This window comes from Salinispora sp. H7-4 (assembly GCF_013416675.1).
Lineage (GTDB): Bacteria > Actinomycetota > Actinomycetes > Mycobacteriales > Micromonosporaceae > Micromonospora > Micromonospora vitiensis.
Genome location: NZ_JABZED010000002.1, coordinates 338,274 through 356,229 on the forward strand (window position 1 = coordinate 338,274; position 17,956 = coordinate 356,229).

The following is a 17,956-nucleotide window of genomic DNA, read 5'->3' on the forward strand; positions in this document are numbered from 1 at the left end:
CCATTTTACGGCTTTGTACTTTCTGTTCCGAGCCTGCCCGATCAGGTCCACCGCTCATATCCGAGCCGTTTGGGACCGCTCGTCCGAATTCACTCCAACGTGCGGTGGAGCCCGGAACGCGGGGCCCTACCGGCCCCGCGTCCTGGTCAGAGGTTCGCGATCAGCACCGCTGGCCGCTCGACACAGTCCGCGACATGCCGCAGGAAGCCACCGGCCACCCCGCCGTCGCAGACCCGATGATCGAAAGTAAGGCTGAGCTGCGTCACCTTGCGTACCGCAAGCTGCCCGTCCACCACCCACGGCTTGTCCACAATCCGCCCGACGCCGAGCAGCGCCGCCTCCGGATGGTTGATGATCGGTGTGGACCCGTCCACCCCGAACACGCCGTAGTTGTTCAGCGTGAACGTCCCGCCGGTGAGCCGGCTCGGTGGCAGCGTGCCAGCCCGCGCCGCCGCCGTGGTCTCGGCCAGCGCGGCGGCCAGCCCGGCCGTGGTGAGCCGCTGCGCCTCGCGCAGCACCGGAACCACGAGCCCTCGGTCGGTCTGGGCCGCGATGCCCAGATGCACCCCGGCGGACTGGACGATCCGCTGCGCCCCACTGTCTACCCGGGCATTGAGCTGGGGGAATCGCCGCAGCCCAGCGAGGCAGATCCGGGCGAGCAGCGCCAGGATGCTCACCGGTTCGGCCGGGGTGGCCGCGTTGATCGCCGCGCGGGTCTCCAGCAGGGCGGTCGCGTCGGCATCCACCCAGATCGTCACCTCGGGAATCTCCCGCCGGCTGCGGGAGAGCTTGTCGGCGATGACCTTGCGGATGCCGGTCAACGGCACGATCACATCGCCGTCGGCGGGCACGGCTTCCACTGCCGGCACGGCGTTCGCCACGGGCACGGCGTTCGCGGCGGGCACGGCGTTCGCGGCGGGCACGGCGTTCGCGGCGGGCACGGTGACCGGAGCCAGGGTGGCGGCCTCCACATCAGCCCGGCGAATCACGCCACCACGGCCGGTACCACGCAGGGCGGCCAGGTCAACGCCGCGTTGCTTCGCCAGCCGCCGCACGATCGGCGAGATGACCCGAACGCTCTCGCCGGCTGGCCCAGGGCCGCCACCCGGGGCAGTGCCGGTCGGAGCAGTGCCAGTCGACACGACACTGGTCGGGGCGACCCGGGGCCGGCGTCGGCGAGCCGCTCCGCCGTGGCCGGTCCCATACCCGATCAAGACGTTCCCGGAGCCGTCCTGTGCCGGCTCGCGGTTGACCACCGGCCCACCAGAGCCCCCATGAGCACCATCCGCCTCGACCGCCGCCAGCGACGCAATGGTGATCAAGGGCTGGCCGACCGGCCGCACCTCGCCCGCCGCGCCGTGCAGGGCCACCACCCGTCCGGCGTACGGGCAGGGCACGTCGACCACCGCCTTGGCGGTCTCCACCGCCACGACGGCCTGGTCCACCGTCACCGTGTCGCCCACGGCGACCCGCCACTCGACGATCTCCGCCTCGCTCAGCCCTTCCCCGAGATCCGGCAGGAGGAAGACTCGCTCACTCATCCGACCGTCACCCACCGCTCGTCGGGCTGGTCGTCCCACTGGAGGCGGGCCACCATGTCGAGCACCCGATCCACCGACGGCAGGTGGGTGTGCTCCAGCATCGGCGCCGGGTACGGGATGTCCAACCCGGCGACCCGCAGCACCGGCGCGTGCAGGGAGTGGAAGCAACGCTCCTGCACCCGCGCGGCGATCTCCGCACCGACCCCGGCAAAGCCCTGGGCCTCGTGCACCACCACACACCGGCCCGTTCTCCGCACCGACGCCGTGATCGTGCCGTCGTCGAACGGCACGATCGTCCGTACGTCAACGACCTCAAGGTCCCGGCCCTCCGCCTGGGCTGCCTCGGCAGCGGCCAGGGCCACCGGCACCGCCGGCCCGTACGCGACCAGGGTGGCGTCAGTGCCCGGACGACGGACGACGGCGCGGCCGAACGGCTCGGTCCGGGCCGGCAGCTGCGCCTCGGCGCTGGCGAAGTAGAGCTTCTTCGGCTCCAGGAAGATGACCGGGTCCGGGTCGTCGATCGCCGAACGCAGCAGCGAGTAGGCATCGGCCACGGTGGCCGGGGTTACGACCTTCAGACCGGGGGTGTGGGCGTAGTACGCCTCCGAGGAGTCGCAGTGGTGCTCCACCCCGCCGATGCCACCGGCGTACGGGATCCGGATCACGATCGGCGCGGTCAGCGCGCTCCGGGTACGGTTACGCAGCTTCGCCACGTGCGAGGCGATCTGCTCGAAGGCCGGGTACCCGAACGCATCGAACTGCAGCTCCACCACCGGCCGGAGCCCGGACATGGCGAGGCCGACCGCGAAGCCGACGATGCCGGCCTCGGCGAGCGGAGTGTCGAAGCAGCGCTTGTCGCCGAAGCGGGCCGCCAGCCCGTCGGTGATCCGGAACACGCCGCCGAGTTGGCCGACATCCTCGCCGAAGACGACCACCCGATCGTCGTCGAGCATCGCGTCGGCGAGCGCGGCGTTGAGCGCCTTCGCCATGGTCATGCTTGCCATCACCCGGCTCCCTCCTGCTCGGCGGCCAACTCGGCGCGAACCTGCTCCCGCTCTTCGACCAGCTGCGGCGTTGGTTCGGCGTAGACGTGGTCGAAGAGCGTCAACGGGTCAACGGTCGGCTTGTCGTGCATCCGCTCGCGCAGGTCGGCCGCGTACTCCTCGGCCTGCGCGGCCACCCGCGCCACGGTGGTGTCGTCCAACGCCCCCCGGTCCCGCAGGTAGGTCTCCAGCCGGACGACCGGGTCCCGGTCCTGCCAGCTCGCCACCTCATCGGCGTCCCGGTAGCGGGCAGCGTCGTCGGCGTTGGTGTGCGGCTCCATCCGGTAGGTGTGCGCCTCGACCAGGAAAGGGCCGTGGCCGGCACGGGCGTGCGCCACGGCCCGGGTGAGCACCGCGAGGACGGCGACCGGGTCGTTGCCGTCGACCCGCTCGCTGGGCACCCCGTACCCGACGCCCTTGTACGCGAGACTGGGTGCGGCGGTCTGCCGGGACAGCGGCACGCTGATCGCGTACTCGTTGTTCTGGATGAGGTAGACGACCGGCGCCTTGAAGACGGCGGCGAAGTTGACCCCCTCGTGGAAGTCACCCTCGCTGGTGGCGCCGTCGCCGAGAAAGGCCAGTGCAACTGTGTCCCGGCCCTGGTACGCCTCGCCGTAGGCGAGGCCGGCGGCGTGCACACATTGGGTAGCCAACGGGGTGCACTGCGGGGCGGTACGCCGGACGGCCGGGTCGTAACCGCAGTGCCAGTCGCCGCGCAGCAGGGTCAGCACCTCGACGGGATCGATCCCCCGGGCGGTCAACGCCATCGACTCGCGATAGGTCGGGAACACCCAGTCCTCGTCGCGCAGCGCGAGGACCGCGCCGACCTGACATGCCTCCTGGCCCCGAGCCGACGGGTAGACGGCGAGCCGACCCTGTTTGGTCAGGGCGGTGGCCTGCAGGTCAAAGCGACGGCCGAGCACCATCCGGCGATACAGCTCGACCAGCGTCTCCACCGGGGGCACCGGGTAGTCGGGGTGCGCCGGTAGCGGAGTGCCAGCGGGGTCGAGCAGGCGAATCTGCTCAGGGGTGGGCAGGAACGGGCGGGCCGGGTCCGGCGGCGCGGCCGGTCGAGACTTTCGGCGAACCGCCCGGGATGTGGTCGTCACGGCGGGTACCTCCTGGACATCTGGTGCGCCCATGCTCCTGTGGTCGGATGATTGACTCAAGAACCGGCGAAAACGCAGGATGGTTGGCCTAGGGGAGGTACCGCGATGAGCCAAGAGTCCGGCCCAGGTGGGGCGGCGGCGACCGGGCCGGGACGATCGGCCCGGCCGCTGGACGATGTGGACCGCCGCATCCTGGCCGAGTTGGTCCGGGACGGACGCACGTCGGTGCGGACGCTCGCCGCACGCCTGCACATCTCCCGAACCAACGCCTACGCCCGGATGGAGCGGTTGCTGCGCGACGGTGTGGTCACCGGCTTTCGGGCCCGGGTGACACCGGAGGCCGCCGGCCTGGGTACCTCGGCGTACATCGCCATCACCATCGAACAGAACACCTGGCGGGAGGTCTCGGCGGAGCTGGCCCAGGTGCGCTACCTGGAGCACGCCGCGCTGGTTGGCGGCGAGCACGACGTACTCGCTCTGGTCCGGGCCCCGGACAACGCCACGCTGCGAGACGTGGTGCTGACCCGGGTGCAGAGCATCCCCGGGGTGCTCTCCAGCCGCACCTGGCTGGTCTTCCACGAGTTCGACGGCGAGACGTCACCCTGGGGCCCGGCCGCGTCCCCTCCGTCTCCCGGCCCCAGGCGCCCGGGGCCCTAACGCTCCGGTGGCGCCGCCAGCTTCTCCCGGTCGGCCAGCTCCAGCAACGGCTCCAGCGAATACGCCCGTTCGTCCAGGCCCGCGTGTGGATCGCCGTGCTCGGCGAAGCGGGCCGGCATCGTGGTGATGTCGAAGTCCTCCGGCTGGGCATCGTCCAGCTCGGTCCAGGCCACCGGGGCGGAGACCAGCGCCGCCGGGGTGGGCCGGATCGAGTACGCCGAGGCCATCGTGTGGTCCCGGGCCATCTGGTTGTAGTCGACGAAGACCGGCCGATCCCGCTGTTCCCGCCACCAGGTGGTGGTGACCAGGTCGGGCCGACGGCGCTGGATCTCCCGACCCAACGCCAGCACCGCCCGGCGGCAGTCACCGAAGCCCCACCGTGGCTCGATGGTGAGGTAGACGTGCAACCCTCGTCCCCCGGTGGTCTTCGGGTAGCCCACCAGCCCGAGCTCGTCGAGGAACGCGCGGACCTCGTGCGCCACCGGGACCACCTGGTCGAACCCGACCCCGGGTAGCGGATCCAGGTCGATGCGGAGCTGGTCTGGTCGCTCGACATCAGGTCGGGACACCGGCCACGGGTGGAACCGGAGCGTGCCGAGGTTGACCGCCCAGGCCACCACGGCCAGCTCACTCGGCGCGAGCTCGTCCGCGCTGCGACCGCTCGGGAACGTCAGGTGCGCGGTGCGAACCCAGTCGGGAGCGCCCGCCGGCAGCCGCTTCTGGAAGAAGGCGTCCCCGCGGTTGTCCGCCCGCGTCGCGATCTTGGCACCGGTGAAGACGCCGCGCGGCCACCGCTCGAGCATCGTCGGCCGGTCCCGCAGGGCGCGCAGGATGCCCTCGCCGACCGCCAGGAAATAGCGCACCACATCGAGTTTGGTCAGCCCCAACTCGGAGAAGTAGGGCTTGTCCGGGTTGGAGACGCGGACCAGCCGCCGTCCCACCCGGATCTGCTCGGCCGGCGTCGCCACGCCCACACCGTAGCCGTGATCCGCCGCGCACACCGGGTCGGACGCGCATCGCCAGCGGCACGGATCCGACAGCGCCCGGCGAAGGAACGGCTACCAGGCGGTCGGTGGCGACCCGGCCGGCGCCGGCAGGATCCGGCGCGGCTGGCCCGACGGCCCGCCCCGGCGCCGCCACTCCCGGGGGTAGCCCACCGACACCTCCTCGAAGCGCACCCCGTCGTACCAGGTGGTGCGCGGGATGTGGAGGTGGCCATAGACCACCGCGGCCGCATCGAAACGCCGATGCCAGTCGGCCGTCGCCTCGGTGCCGCACCACTGCGCGAAGATCGGATAGCGGAGAATGCGGGTGGGCTCACGACGCAGCGGCCAGTGGTTCATCAGGACCGTCGGCAGCGCCGGGTCCCGCTCCGCCAGCCGCCGGGCCGTCCCGGCGACCCGGGCGGCGCACCAGGCCGACCGGCTCTCGTACGGGTCGGGGTGCAGCAGGTACTCATCGGTGCAGACGATCCCGGTCCGGTACGCCTCGGCGAGCGCCGCCTGCGACGTGTCGAGGCCCTCGGGGCGCCAGCTGTAGTCGTAGAGCAGGAACAGCGGTGCCACGGTGACCGGGCCGCCGGGCCCCTCCCAGACCGGGTACGGGTCCTCCGGTGTGACGACACCGAGCTCCCGGCAGAGCTCGACCAGGTGGGCGTAGCGGGCGGCGCCGCGCAGGGGCACCGGGTCGGCTGGCAGGCTCCACAGCTCGTGGTTGCCGGGCGACCAGAGCACCTTCGCGAACCGGGCAGCCAGCAGCCGCAGCGCCCATTCGACCTGCGCAACCGTGTCTCCCACGTCGCCGGCGACCAGCAGCCAGTCCGCTGCCGACTCCGGGCGGAGCTGCTCGACGACCGTCCGGTTCTCCGCGTGCCGCACGTGCAGATCACTGATTGCGAGCAGACTTCCCCGACCGTCCGCCCGCTCGCCCGGCCCCGCCATGTGCCGATCCTAGCCGCGCTGCCCACCGCCGTCGATCTTCGATCCGGGGCTGCCCCGCCGGGCACGGCGGAGGAACGTCGGCCGGGCGCCGCACCGCGAACCCGGTAGGATCCCCTCGGGTCGGGACTGGCGCGATTTGGGATGGAGCACCATCGGGGAACGACCCACCACGCGGACGCACGCCGAGCGCCTGGGCCTCCACACGTCCACCGGGAACGTTCACCAGGAGGTCACATGTCGGGTAACGCCGAGTCCACCGCCTATCGCAGCGCCCTCGAGGTGATCGGTGCCGTCGAGCCGCGGGTCGCCACCGCCATCCGCGCCGAGCTGGCCGACCAGCGTGAGTCGCTCAAGCTGATCGCCAGCGAGAACTACGCCTCCCCCGCGACGCTGCTGGCCATGGGCAACTGGTTCAGCGACAAGTACGCCGAAGGTACGGTCGGCCGTCGCTTCTACGCCGGCTGCCAGAACGTCGACACCGTCGAGGCGCTCGCCGCCGAGCACGCCCGGGAGTTGTTCGGAGCACCGTACGCCTACGTACAGCCGCACTCGGGGATCGACGCCAACCTGGTCGCCTTCTGGGCGGTCCTCGCCGACCGGGTCGAGTCGCCGGCGCTCAAGCGCGCCCAGGCCCGACATGTCAACGACCTCACCGAGGCCGACTGGTTCGCCTTGCGCCGGGAATTGGGCAACCAGCGGATGCTGGGCATGTCGCTGGACGCGGGAGGTCACCTCACCCACGGCTTCCGGCCGAACATCTCCGGCAAAATGTTCGACCAGCGCAGCTACGGCACCGACCCGGAAACCGGGTTGATCGACTACGACCGGGTCGCCGAGGCCGCTCGCGAGTTCAAGCCGCTGATCCTCGTCGGCGGCTACTCGGCGTACCCCCGGAAGGTCAACTTCCGGATCCTGCGGGAGATCGCCGACTCGGTCGGTGCCACCTTCATGGTGGACATGGCCCACTTCGCCGGGCTGGTCGCCGGCAAGGTCTTCACCGGTGACTTCGACCCGGTTCCACATGCGCACATCGTGACCTCCACCACGCACAAGTCGCTGCGCGGGCCCCGTGGCGGCCTGGTGCTCTGCGGTCCGGAACTCGCCGGGCAGGTCGACCGGGGCTGCCCGATGGTGCTCGGCGGCCCGCTGCCGCAGGTGATGGCGGCCAAGGCGGTCGCGCTCGCCGAGGCGCGGCGTCCCGACTTCGTCGACTACGCCGGGCGCATCGTCGCCAACGCCCAGGCCCTGGCCGACGGGTTGCAGCGTCGGGGCGCGAAGCTGGTCACCGGCGGGACCGACAACCACCTGGCGCTGATCGACGTGACCGGGTACGGGCTCACCGGCCGGCAGGCCGAGCAGGCGCTCCTCGACTCGGGCATCGTCACCAACCGCAACGCGATCCCGCAGGACCCGAACGGCGCCTGGTACACCTCCGGGATCCGGGTTGGTACGCCGGCGTTGACCACCCGCGGCTTCGGCACCGCCGAGCTGGACGCCACTGCCGAGCTGATCCACACCGTCCTGAGCCGGACCGCACCCGGGACGAACGCCGACGGCACCCCGTCGAAGGCGAAGTACGTGCTGGACCCGGACGTCGCCGACCGGGTCGGCAAGCAGGCCAGCGACCTGCTCACCGGTTTCCCCCTCTATCCCGCCATCGACCTCGGCTAGCCCGCCGGCGCCTCGATCGGAGGTGTCAGCGCACGGTGGTGTCCTCGGACCAGCTACTCCGGTAGAGAGTTCCCCGGCCCTGCGGGTCGGGGACACCATCGACGGGCGGCAGCGACGCGGGGAACTCGTCCTCCGGCCCGTTGGGCTGCACTCCCCCGGTCGTCCGGGACCGGCGGAGCCGGGTGACGACGAACCAGCCGAGCCCCGCCACGCAGGCCACGATGACGATGTTCTGAAGCACCCCGGCGTACTCCTCGACCAGATGCCAGTTGTCACCGAGCAGGTAACCGGCCATGACGAAGGTGGTGTTCCAGATCAGACTGCCCATGGTGGTGTAGACGACGAAGGTCCACACCGGCATCCGCTCCACCCCGGCCGGGATCGAGATCATGCTTCGGAAGATCGGAATCATCCGGCCGAAGAACACCGCTTTGACACCGTGCCGGAGAAACCACTCTTCGGTCTTGTCGACGTCGCTCAGCTTCACCAGCGGAAGCCGGGCAGCGATGGCGCGCATCCGGTCCCGCCCCAATGCCGCACCGATGTAGTACAGCGCGAGCGCACCTACCAGCGAGCCCAACGTGGTCCAGAAGATCGCGCTGATGACGCTCATCCGTCCCTGGCCGGCAACGAACCCGGCCAGGGGCAGGATCACCTCGCTGGGAATCGGCGGGAACAGGTTCTCCAGCGCCACGGCGAGGCCGGCGCCGGGCCCTCCCAGCCGCTCCACCAGACCGATCACGTGCCCAACCAGGCCGTCCTGAGGGGGTTCGGCCGGGCTGGCGGTGGTACTGGCGGCGAGGAGGGCGTGCACGGTTCGAGGCATGCGCTATACGGTACGAACTCCGCCTGAGAGCGCACCCAGCCGGTCGGCGCCCAACCAGACGACGAGAGCAGGCCCGCGCCGAGTCAGCCCGAGGGTAGTTCGGCCAGGATCCGGTCGAGCAGTTCCGGCGTACGCTCTGGCGGCTCCGCCTCCACACAGAGCCGCTCCATCGCCAACGCGTAGAACTCCAGATCTTCCCGCTTGTCGAGATAGAGGGCGCTGGTGAGCTGCTCAATGTAGACCACGTCGGGCAGTTCCTGGTCACGGAAGCGCAGGATGGTGAAGGCACCACCTGCGGCGGCGTGCCCGCCGGCGGCGAACGGTACGACCTGGAGCCGCACGTTCGGCAACCGGGTCGCCTCGATCAGCGCCGAAACCTGCTGCCGCATGACCGCCACGCCGCCGATCGGCCGGCGCAGCGCCGCCTCGTCCACCACGGCCCACAGCTGTGGCGGATCCGCGCCGTGCAGCACCTGCTGTCGCCGCATCCGCAGCGTGACCCGACGGTCAATCTCCGCCGAAGCGGCACGGCTGTGCCCCAGGAGCACGACCGCCCGGGCGTACTCCTGGGTCTGGAGCAGGCCGGGCACGAACTGGAGCTCGTACGTGCGGATCCGGGTAGCCGCTGCCTCCAACCCGAGGTAAGCCTGGAACCAGGACGGCAGTACGTCCCCGTACCGGTGCCACCAACCGGGGCTGTTCGCGTCCCGGGCCAGGCGGAGCAGGGCGTCCCGCTCCGTTGGGTCGGTGATGCCGTAGAGGGTCAGCAGATCCGCGACGTCGCGTTCCTTGAAACCGACCCGTCCCAGCTCCATTCTGCTGATCTTCGACTCGGAGGCCCGAATCTCCCAGCCCGCGCCCTCCCGGGTAACCCCGCAGGACTCGCGGAGTCGGCGCAGCTGCGCGCCGAGCATCATCCGTAGGACGGTTGGGCCAGCCGATGACCCCCCCTCAACGGGTACCGTCGCCACTGTCGCCCCTCCGTTTGCTGGACGCGCCCGGGCCGGACCTGACCCGGTCGCCGGGTCAGCATGTCATGGCCCGGCGGTGAGGGGAATCGGTGCCGCCGGCGCGGCGCGGATCAGTGGATCAGTGGATTAAGTGATCGAAGTCACCATCTCTGACCCCAAGCACGAAGGCTGCGATCTCGTCCACGGTGTAGATCAGAGCGGGGCCGTCGGGATGCCGCGAGTTGCGCACCGCGATGCCCGCACCATCCGGAAGTTCGGCCAGCTCGACGCAGTTGCCACTGGGGTTACTGCGGCGGCTCTTCTGCCACCGCAGCGGCGGCAGCTCGGGAGCGGGAACGCCATTCGATAGCGGCTGCATGTGCGCCCTTCTCGTCATGCATCCGTCCACACCGCAGCCCAGATGGGTGCGTGTGGACAGAGAGGCTCCTGCACGTGCATCTGCTATTGCATCTGCATCGGACAGCGAGCATGATAGCCGATGGGAGTGGTGTCGATCCGCTTACCGTAAGTCACCTTTACTGGGCGACTAGCAGGGCAGACACGGGGTCGGTGACCGTCGGCAATGCCGGGGCACCGGCATGACGGGAGGACTCATGCCGGATCCGCTGACGATCGCGTCCGGCGTCTGCGCCGCGGGCGCCCTCATCTCCTCCTGGCAGCTGCACCGCCGGGCGGTGCAGGCCGAAACGGAGATCGCCGTCCTCCAGGCCGAGCTCGCCGCCGAGCGCCACGCGGCCAGCCACGACCCGCTCACCGGCCTGCCCAACCGACGAGCCTTTCATCGGCTGGCTGCCGCCCTGCTGACCCGAGCCGACGGGCGACCGCTGATCGCCGTCGTCCTCGATCTCGACGACTTCAAACAGATCAACGATCGGTACGGACACGCCGCCGGGGACCAGGTACTGGTCAACGTCGCCCAGCGGCTCGCCGACTTCGCGGGGGACGACCCGGTCGCCCGACTCGGCGGGGATGAATTCGCCGGGCTGCTCACCGCCCCCGAGGTCGAGCGGCGGTGGCTCGAACACGCCACCCGCCGGCTGCACGATGTCCTCGCCGCACCAATCCGGCTGCACTCCGCGAGCGTGCGGGTGACCGCCTCCGTCGGGTTGGCGCCGGTCACCTGCCCCGCCCAGCTCTCCGAGGCGTTGGACCGGGCCGACGCCGCGATGTACCGCGCGAAGAGCATCGACTCGCCCCACCTCCGCCAACTCCTCGACAGTGCGAGCAGCGGCGACCGCTGACCAACTGGCCACCCTGCCCGGTGGTCGTCCGGCGACCGGTCGTCAGGTGGCCTGGCGACGGGTGGCCTGGCGACGGGCCAGCAACACGACGGCCAACAAGATGAGCCCCTCGAATCCGACCAGCACCCGCTGGGCCAACCCCAGGTAGTCGGCCGGACCGAGTTGGCCCCTCGAGATGTCGTACATGATCCGCCATCCCGCCGGCGCCAGCTGCACGGCGCTGAGCAGCAGGCCCCACCGAAGACGCAGTGGTCCGGTGCGGTTGGCGGCGAAGGTCGGCCACAGCGCCGCCGCGAGAAACACCAGCCAGCCGGCGACCGTGTGGGCGTTGACCACCGCCATGGGGGCCGGACGCCCGTCCACCCACCGGTCGGGAAAGGCGGCCACCGCAATGGTGGCGACGCCGGAGAAGGCGAGCATCAGGCGGCCCGCCATCCGCACCGTACGCAGGCCAACGGCGGTCAGCACGACACAGAGGCCGGAGCCGACAACAAACAGGGTCATCACCCAACGATGGCTGGCACCGTGCGCGGCGAGTTGACTGATCGAGCAGCTGACCTGGTCGAATCCGCACGGCTGGAGGGTGGCCGCGAACGCCGCGCCGCCGATCAACAGCAGCGGGGCCAGGAGGGCGGTGATCACGGTCCAGCCGGGCACGGTCGCCATGGAGCCATCATGCGACGAGGAGCAGCATCCCACCCGAAATCTGGGGATCTGACCGTGATCTTGTCTTGCTCACAGCCCTTTGAAGAGATGGGAGGTGGCGATCAGGATGGTTTCCGTACCGGGTGGGGCAGCTTGACGGGGACCACCGCACACACATACCCCCCGGGGTATTGTGGGCGATGGAGGTGCCAGGTGAAGCTTCGACCCGAGATGACCGGTGATGCGCTGACCCGGCTCAAGCGAGCCCGAGGCCAACTCAACGCTGTGATCGACATGATGGAGGACGGTCAGGACTGCCGGGAGGTGCTGACCCAGCTCGCCGCGGTGTCGAAGGCCGTCGACCGGGCTGGCTACAAAATCATCGCCTCGGGCATGCGGCACTGCACCACCGCTCGGAAACAGGGCGAGGAACCCGAGATGACCGAGGAGGAGCTGGAGAAGCTCTTCCTCGCCCTGGCCTGAGTCAACCGAAGAACCAACCCTCCGACCGCATCCCGGCGACCGGAGGGGGTAACCGCACGCCAACCGAAAGACACCCCACCTGCCCACTGTATACCCCGGGGGGTATAGGTTTTGCCCCGGAAGGAGCACGACGGTGACGTTCAACGTGTCGGTCCTCGCGACCTCATCACTGGGCGACCGCAGCTACCTGGCCACCGACGGTCAGGTGGCGGTCGTCGTTGACCCACAGCGTGACATCGACCGAATCCTGTACCTCGCCGGAGCGGCAGGGGTCCGCATCACCCATGTGGTCGAGACGCACATTCACAACGACTACGTCTCCGGCGGGCTCGATCTGGCTCGGGTCACCGGTGCCCACTACCTGGTCGCCGCGGCCGAGCAGGTCGAATTCGAACGCCTGCCGGTCACCGACGGCGACACCCTGACGGTCTCCGACACGATGCGCCTACGGGCTACCGCCACCCCCGGCCACACCTTCCACCACCTGTCCTACATCCTGGACCACGCGAACGATGGCGACTGGCAACCAGTGGGAGTCTTCACCGGCGGCTCACTCCTCTTCGGCACCACCGGCCGCACCGACCTGCTCGGCCAGCAACACACCCACGAACTGGCCCACCACCAGCACACCTCCGCCCGACGGCTGGCAGACCTGCTGCCCGACGGCGCCGAGGTGTGGCCGACCCACGGGTTCGGCAGCTTCTGCTCCGCCAGCCAGACCGACGCCCCGGAATCGACCATCGGCCGGGAGAAGGAGGTTAACCCGGTGCTCCGGCTGGCCGCCGACGACTTCATCGCGGAAACCCTCTCCGGGTTGGACGCCTACCCGGCCTACTACGCCCACACGGGCGCTACCAACCGCAACGGTCCAGCACCCGTGCACCTCACCCCGGTCGCCCGCATCGACGCCGCCGAGCTACGTCGGCGGGTCAGAGCCGGGGAGTGGGTGGTTGACCTACGACACCGCAGGGCGTATGCCGCCGCCCATCTGGTCGGTACGGTCAGCCTCGGACTGGACGGAGCGATGTCCACCTGGCTCGGCTGGCTCATCAGCTGGGGCACACCGGTCACCCTGCTCGCCGAGACCGCCGCACAGATCGCCGAGGCACAGCGCGAACTGGTACGCATCGGCATCGACCGACCGGCCGGCCAGGCCACCGGTGAGGCCGAGCGGTGGGCCGCCGACCGCGAACAGCTACGGAAGCTACCGCTGGCCGACTTCGCCGCGCTGGCCGCCGCCCGTGCCGGGCGGCTCCCCACCGGGCTGCCCACCCCCGACGTGGTACTCGACGTGCGAATGGCCAACGAGTGGACCGCAGGGCACATCGCCGGCGCCGTACACCTGCCCCTACCCGAGCTTCCCCGGCGTCTCGCCGACCTGCCCACCGGTGCGGTCTGGGTGCACTGCGGCTCCGGCTACCGGGCCACCGCCGCCGGGTCGCTGTTGGCGAACGCCGGCCGTGACGTGGTCGTCATCGACGACCGTTTCGCAGCGGCCGAGGCGGCCGGAATCACCCTGGACGGCACGGAAGCCACCCGCACCCCCCACGACGCCGCACCAACCGGTCGGCGGTCGTGACCGTCAGCCTCATCCTGACCGTCGGGCTGGCCGTCCTGATCGGGCTCAGCCTCGGCCTACTCGGCGGGGGCGGCTCCATCCTCGCCGTACCACTGTTGGTCTACGTCGCCGACCTGCCCGCGAAGGAGGCGATCGCCACCTCGCTGCTGGTGGTCGGCGTGACCAGCGCGGTCGGCGTACTACCGCACGCCCGCGCCGGACGGATCCGCTGGCGTACCGGCCTGCTCTTCGGGGCCGCCGGCATGGCCGGGGCCTACGTCGGCGGCCGGCTGGCCGCATTCGTCCCGGCGGGGGTCCTGCTCACCGGCTTCGGGGTGATGATGCTCGCCACCGCGACCGCGATGATCCGTGGTCGCCGTGGCACCAACGGGTCGAGGATGCCACGAGAGCTCCCGGTGCGGCGGGTCCTCCTGGACGGCGTCGTGGTCGGCCTGGTCACCGGCATCGTCGGCGCGGGTGGCGGCTTCCTGGTGGTGCCCGCACTAGCGCTGCTCGGTGGCCTGCCGATGTCGGTCGCCGCCGGCACCTCACTGGTCGTCATAGCGATGAAGTCGTTCGCGGGTCTGGCCGGGTTCCTGTCCAGCGTCAGCATCGACTGGGGCCTGGCCGCCGCGGTCACCACCGCCGCGGTCGCCGGCAGCCTCGCCGGCGCCCGACTGGCCGGCCGGGTACCGGAAGTGGTGCTCCGCCGGACCTTCGGCGGATTCGTGCTGGTCGCGGGCGTGTTCATACTGGTCCAGCAGGTGCCCGGAGATGGCCGGGGCACGATCCTGGTTGCCGCCCTCGCCAGCGCCCTCGCGGCGGGGGCACTGCTGGTCGCCGGCCGCCGCCGCAGATCCGCCGGGACGACCGGGCCAGCGCACCGCGCCGCACCGGATCACCAGGCGGAGCGCTGACCGTACGGGCAGGAACTCGCCGGCTTCGGCCCGGCATGTTGTCGACCAGGCCGGGAAGGCGGCAGAGCGTCCCCCGCCGACGGGGGCGGGACGGAGGTCGAGATGCGGGTAGTACTGTGGGTCATCGGCATCGTCGCGGCCGCACTCATCCTGCTGGGACTGCTCTGGCAGGCGGCCCAATGGCTGATGGTTATCGGTGCGATCGCGCTGGTGGTCGTGATCATCATGGCGGTGGTCAAGGTGCGCCAGATGACCCGGCAATCGCAACGACGGCACTGACCACGGGGCACGCGATCGGCGGTGCGGCGACAGGCACCTCGCCGGGTTTTCTACCAGACCGTAGGTTACGGTCCGGTAGACGAACGTGGGGAGGATGGCACCATGAACCTGAGCGCCGAGCGGCCGTGGCTTCGTAGCTACGCACCGGGGGTGCCGACAACCATCACCCCGACCGACGAGTCCCTGGTCGACCTGCTGCGGGTGGCCGTTCACCGGTTCGGCGACCGGACCGCACTGGACTTCTTCGGCGCCACCACCAGCTACCGTGAGCTGGCGGCCCAGGTGGACCGGGCAGCTGAGGCACTACGCCGCCTCGGCGTCGGCCAAGGCGACCGGGTCGCACTGGTCCTGCCGAACTGCCCGCAACACGTGGTGGCCTTCTACGCGGTGCTGAGACTCGGTGCCGTCGTGGTCGAGCACAACCCGCTCTACACCGAGCAGGAACTCGCCCACCAACTCGCCGACCACGGCGCCCGGGTCGCCGTGGTCTGGAACAAGGTCGCGCCGCTGGTGCAACGCACCGCCGGCACCACCAAGGTCGAAACGGTCATCGCAGTCGATCTCAGCGCGGCCCTACCCCCGCTCAAGCGCTGGGCGCTGCGGCTACCGGTGCCCCGAGCCCGCACCGCCCGCGCCGCGATCACCGCCCCCGCACCGGGCACCCTGGCCTGGGAACGCCTGCTGGCCGGCAGCGGGCCGCTGGCCGCCGACCATCCCGCGCCGAAGCCGGACGACACCGCGTTGTTGCAGTACACCGGCGGCACCACCGGCACCCCGAAGGGAGCAATCCTCACCCACCGCAACCTGCGGGTCAACGCGGCGCAGGGCCGCGCATGGGTGCCGGGACTCCGCGACGGCGCCGAGACCGTGTACGGCGTACTACCGCTGTTCCACGCCTACGGGCTGACGCTCTGCCTGACCTTCTCGGTCAGCATCGGCGCGACCCTGGTCCTGCTGCCCCGCTTCGACGTGGGCGAGACCCTCCAGGCGATGCGTCGCCGCCCGCCGACGTTCCTGCCGGCAGTGCCGCCGATCTACGAGAAGCTCGCCGTCGCCGCCCGGGAACGCGGGGTCGACCTGACCTCCATCCGGTACGCCATCTCCGGGGCGATGTCGCTGCCCCCGGCCACCGTGGGCCTGTGGGAGTCGGTGACCGGCGGGCTGCTGGTCGAGGGGTACGGGATGACCGAGACCTCCCCGGTGGCGTTGGGGAATCCGGTGTCCACGGCCCGGCAGCCCGGCACCGTGGGCATTCCGTTCCCCGCCACCAACATCCGCATCGTTGACCCGGAGGACCCGACCCGGGACCGCGCGCCCGGCGAGGCAGGCGAGTTGCTGATCAACGGGCCGCAGGTCTTCGCCGGCTACTGGTGCCGGCCTGAGGAGACAGCGGCGGTGCTGCTGCCCGGTGGTTGGCTCCGAACCGGGGACATCGTGGAGATGAACTCGGACGGCTTCGTACGGGTCGTTGACCGGATCAAAGAACTGATCATTACTGGTGGGTTCAACGTCTACCCGTCCGAGGTGGAGGAGGCGCTGCGGCAGATCCCCGGGATCCGCGACGCCGCGGCGGTCGGCCTGCCCGGCGCCGCCGGCGGCGAGGAGGTTGTCGCCGTAGTGGTGCTGCACGCCGACTGCACCACCGACGAGGCGGGCATCCGGGCCAGGTGCCGGGAACAGTTGACCGCGTACAAGGTGCCACGCCGGGTGGTGGTGGTTGACGACCTGCCCCGCTCCCAGATCGGCAAGGTACTGCGCCGGGAGGTCCGCGACCGACTGCTCGCCACCTGACCGGAGGCCGGGCTGCGCTACGCCCGGGTCACGGGAGTTCGTCCGGCCCCCGTGACCGTCGGCCAGCGGGACACCCGGGCCAGCTGGGAAAGGATCCGCACGGGCCGCCGAGCCGGCCCGTGCGGACTGACCTACGCCAGCTCAGGCACCAGAGGTGCCCAGCGCCGGTGCCGACCGGTTGTTGGCCCGGTCGCGGGGCCGGCGGTTGGGCAGCGACAGCCGGATGACCTTCTTCCAGGCGGAGAAGACCTGCCGGGGCAGCGATCCGGTGGTGTACTTCAGGCCGTACCGGTCGAACAGCGCCCGGACCTCCGGGACGACCTCCCGGTAGCGGTTGCTCGGCAGGTCCGGGAAGAGGTGGTGCTCGATCTGGTGGGAGAGGTTGCCGGACATGATGTGCAGCAACCGGCTACCGCTGATGTTCGCCGAGCCGAGCATCTGCCGCAGGTACCACTCGCCGCGGGTCTCCCCCTCGATCGAGGTCTTCTCGAAGGTCTCCACGCCCTCCGGGAAGTGCCCGCACATGATCACGGAGTGGCTCCACAGGTTCCGGACCAGGTTCGCGGTGAAGGTCGCGGCGAGCGTGCTCAGAAACGATGGCCCGGACAGCAGCGGGTGCAGCACGTAGTCCTTCAGGACCTGACGGCGGATCTTACGGCCGACCGCCCGGGCCCGGGCTCGGAACGCCGGATCCCGGTGCCGGCCCTTCTTCAGGTTGCGCCCCAGTTCCAGGTCGTACGCGGCGATGCCGTACTCGAAGAAGCAGGCGTTGATCAGGTTCCACAACGGCTGCCCCAGGTAGAGCGGGTGCCACCGCTGGTCCTCGTCAACGCGCATGATGCCGTACCCGAGGTCGTTGTCCTTGCCGATCACGTTGGTGTAGCGGTGGTGCAGCTCGTTGTGGGAGTGCTTCCACTGCTCGGCCGGAGAGACGTGGTCCCACTCCCAGGTCGTGGAATGGATCTTCGGGTCCCGCATCCAGTCCCACTGGCCGTGCAGGATGTTGTGCCCGATTTCCATGTTCTCCAGGATCTTGGCGATCGACAGACCGGCCGTCCCGATGATCCACGCCGGCGGGAACAGCGAGAAGAGCAGCACCGCCCGACTGCCCAACTCCAGGCGCCGCTGCGTCCGGATCAGCCGGCGGATGTAGCGGGCGTCCCGTTCCCCCAGGTCGGCCAGCACCCGGTCCCGGATCGCATCCAGTTCCTTTCCGATCACCTCAATGTCCTCCGCGCTGAGGTGAGCGATCGGGTTGGCGGGCTTGCGTTGCATGACGGTCAC

General features: G+C 70.5%; 18 protein-coding genes and 1 riboswitch. Of the genes, 8 read left to right on the forward strand and 10 right to left on the reverse strand.

Annotated elements, in window-relative coordinates; all coding sequences use genetic code 11:
- Window positions 1-146: 146 nt before the first annotated feature.
- From H0524_RS01620 to pdhA, 3 genes are read right to left on the reverse strand one after another with little or no spacing between them, the layout of a single operon-like run.
- Window positions 147-1,556 (reverse strand): dihydrolipoamide acetyltransferase family protein, encoded by a 1,410-nt coding sequence (locus tag H0524_RS01620; RefSeq protein ID WP_180197056.1) that lies wholly within the window; start codon window positions 1,554-1,556, stop codon window positions 147-149.
- Complete coding sequence (locus tag H0524_RS01625) at window positions 1,538-2,545, reverse strand: alpha-ketoacid dehydrogenase subunit beta (RefSeq protein WP_180197057.1); 1,008 nt, start codon at window positions 2,543-2,545, stop codon at window positions 1,538-1,540. The genes H0524_RS01620 and H0524_RS01625 overlap by 19 nt, the downstream gene beginning before the upstream one ends.
- Complete coding sequence (pdhA, locus tag H0524_RS01630; protein WP_180197058.1) at window positions 2,545-3,726, reverse strand: pyruvate dehydrogenase (acetyl-transferring) E1 component subunit alpha; 1,182 nt, start codon at window positions 3,724-3,726, stop codon at window positions 2,545-2,547. The genes H0524_RS01625 and pdhA overlap by 1 nt, the downstream gene beginning before the upstream one ends.
- 72 nt (window positions 3,727-3,798) lie before the next feature.
- On the opposite strand from pdhA, the gene H0524_RS01635 reads away from it, so the two are divergent.
- Entirely contained in the window at window positions 3,799-4,350 is a 552-nt protein-coding gene (locus tag H0524_RS01635) for an Lrp/AsnC family transcriptional regulator (RefSeq protein ID WP_026322275.1), read from the forward strand.
- Here the strand turns inward: H0524_RS01635 and H0524_RS01640 are convergent.
- The gene (locus tag H0524_RS01640) at window positions 4,347-5,318 is read right to left on the reverse strand and encodes a DNA polymerase domain-containing protein (protein ID WP_180197059.1); all 972 of its coding nucleotides are present in this window, start codon (window positions 5,316-5,318) and stop codon (window positions 4,347-4,349) included. The two genes, H0524_RS01635 and H0524_RS01640, sit on opposite strands and share 4 nt — an antisense overlap.
- A 90-nt stretch (window positions 5,319-5,408) precedes the next feature.
- Window positions 5,409-6,290 carry a metallophosphoesterase gene (locus H0524_RS01645; protein WP_018725179.1) on the reverse strand — a complete coding sequence of 294 codons (882 nt, stop codon included), beginning with the start codon at window positions 6,288-6,290 and terminating at the stop codon, window positions 5,409-5,411.
- Between the two features lie 112 nt (window positions 6,291-6,402).
- Window positions 6,403-6,493, forward strand: a riboswitch (ZMP/ZTP riboswitch).
- Between the two features lie 31 nt (window positions 6,494-6,524).
- Here H0524_RS01645 and H0524_RS01650 point away from each other — a divergent pair.
- The gene (locus H0524_RS01650; RefSeq protein WP_180197060.1) at window positions 6,525-7,961 is read left to right on the forward strand and encodes a glycine hydroxymethyltransferase; all 1,437 of its coding nucleotides are present in this window, start codon (window positions 6,525-6,527) and stop codon (window positions 7,959-7,961) included.
- Between the two features lie 25 nt (window positions 7,962-7,986).
- Here the strand turns inward: H0524_RS01650 and H0524_RS01655 are convergent, their stop codons facing one another.
- From H0524_RS01655 to H0524_RS01665, 3 genes are all read right to left on the reverse strand, one after another.
- Window positions 7,987-8,787 carry a DedA family protein gene (locus tag H0524_RS01655; protein WP_180197061.1) on the reverse strand — a complete coding sequence of 267 codons (801 nt, stop codon included), beginning with the start codon at window positions 8,785-8,787 and terminating at the stop codon, window positions 7,987-7,989.
- An 83-nt stretch (window positions 8,788-8,870) separates the two neighbouring features.
- Complete coding sequence (locus tag H0524_RS01660; protein ID WP_018725182.1) at window positions 8,871-9,704, reverse strand: helix-turn-helix transcriptional regulator; 834 nt, start codon at window positions 9,702-9,704, stop codon at window positions 8,871-8,873.
- A 172-nt stretch (window positions 9,705-9,876) separates the two neighbouring features.
- Window positions 9,877-10,116 (reverse strand): DUF397 domain-containing protein, encoded by a 240-nt coding sequence (locus H0524_RS01665; RefSeq protein ID WP_018725183.1) that lies wholly within the window; start codon window positions 10,114-10,116, stop codon window positions 9,877-9,879.
- A gap of 235 nt (window positions 10,117-10,351) precedes the next feature.
- Here H0524_RS01665 and H0524_RS01670 point away from each other — a divergent pair, with 235 nt between their 5' ends.
- Window positions 10,352-10,999, forward strand: coding sequence for a GGDEF domain-containing protein (locus tag H0524_RS01670; protein ID WP_018725184.1), 648 nt, complete (start codon window positions 10,352-10,354; stop codon window positions 10,997-10,999).
- 42 nt (window positions 11,000-11,041) lie between these two features.
- On the opposite strand, the gene H0524_RS01675 is transcribed toward H0524_RS01670, so the two are convergent.
- Window positions 11,042-11,665 carry a DUF998 domain-containing protein gene (locus tag H0524_RS01675; RefSeq protein WP_180197062.1) on the reverse strand — a complete coding sequence of 208 codons (624 nt, stop codon included), beginning with the start codon at window positions 11,663-11,665 and terminating at the stop codon, window positions 11,042-11,044.
- A gap of 192 nt (window positions 11,666-11,857) precedes the next feature.
- Here H0524_RS01675 and H0524_RS01680 point away from each other — a divergent pair, with 192 nt between their 5' ends.
- The 5 genes from H0524_RS01680 (at window position 11,858) to H0524_RS01700 (ending at window position 16,672) form a co-directional block, all read left to right on the forward strand.
- Window positions 11,858-12,127: a metal-sensitive transcriptional regulator gene (locus tag H0524_RS01680; protein ID WP_026322279.1), complete on the forward strand. Its 270-nt coding sequence runs from the start codon at window positions 11,858-11,860 to the stop codon at window positions 12,125-12,127.
- A 133-nt stretch (window positions 12,128-12,260) separates the two neighbouring features.
- Window positions 12,261-13,706, forward strand: coding sequence for a rhodanese-like domain-containing protein (locus H0524_RS01685; protein WP_180197063.1), 1,446 nt, complete (start codon window positions 12,261-12,263; stop codon window positions 13,704-13,706).
- Window positions 13,703-14,602, forward strand: coding sequence for a sulfite exporter TauE/SafE family protein (locus H0524_RS01690; protein WP_180197064.1), 900 nt, complete (start codon window positions 13,703-13,705; stop codon window positions 14,600-14,602). The genes H0524_RS01685 and H0524_RS01690 overlap by 4 nt, the downstream gene beginning before the upstream one ends.
- 102 nt (window positions 14,603-14,704) lie before the next feature.
- A complete protein-coding gene (locus H0524_RS01695; RefSeq protein WP_018219970.1) occupies window positions 14,705-14,881 on the forward strand; it encodes a hypothetical protein in 177 nt (58 codons plus the stop codon).
- A gap of 102 nt (window positions 14,882-14,983) precedes the next feature.
- Window positions 14,984-16,672, forward strand: a complete 1,689-nt coding sequence (locus tag H0524_RS01700; protein ID WP_180197065.1) for a long-chain-fatty-acid--CoA ligase — start codon at window positions 14,984-14,986, stop codon at window positions 16,670-16,672.
- Window positions 16,673-16,813: 141 nt separating this feature from the next.
- Here the strand turns inward: H0524_RS01700 and H0524_RS01705 are convergent, their stop codons facing one another.
- Entirely contained in the window at window positions 16,814-17,956 is a 1,143-nt protein-coding gene (locus H0524_RS01705; RefSeq protein ID WP_180197066.1) for an acyl-CoA desaturase, read from the reverse strand.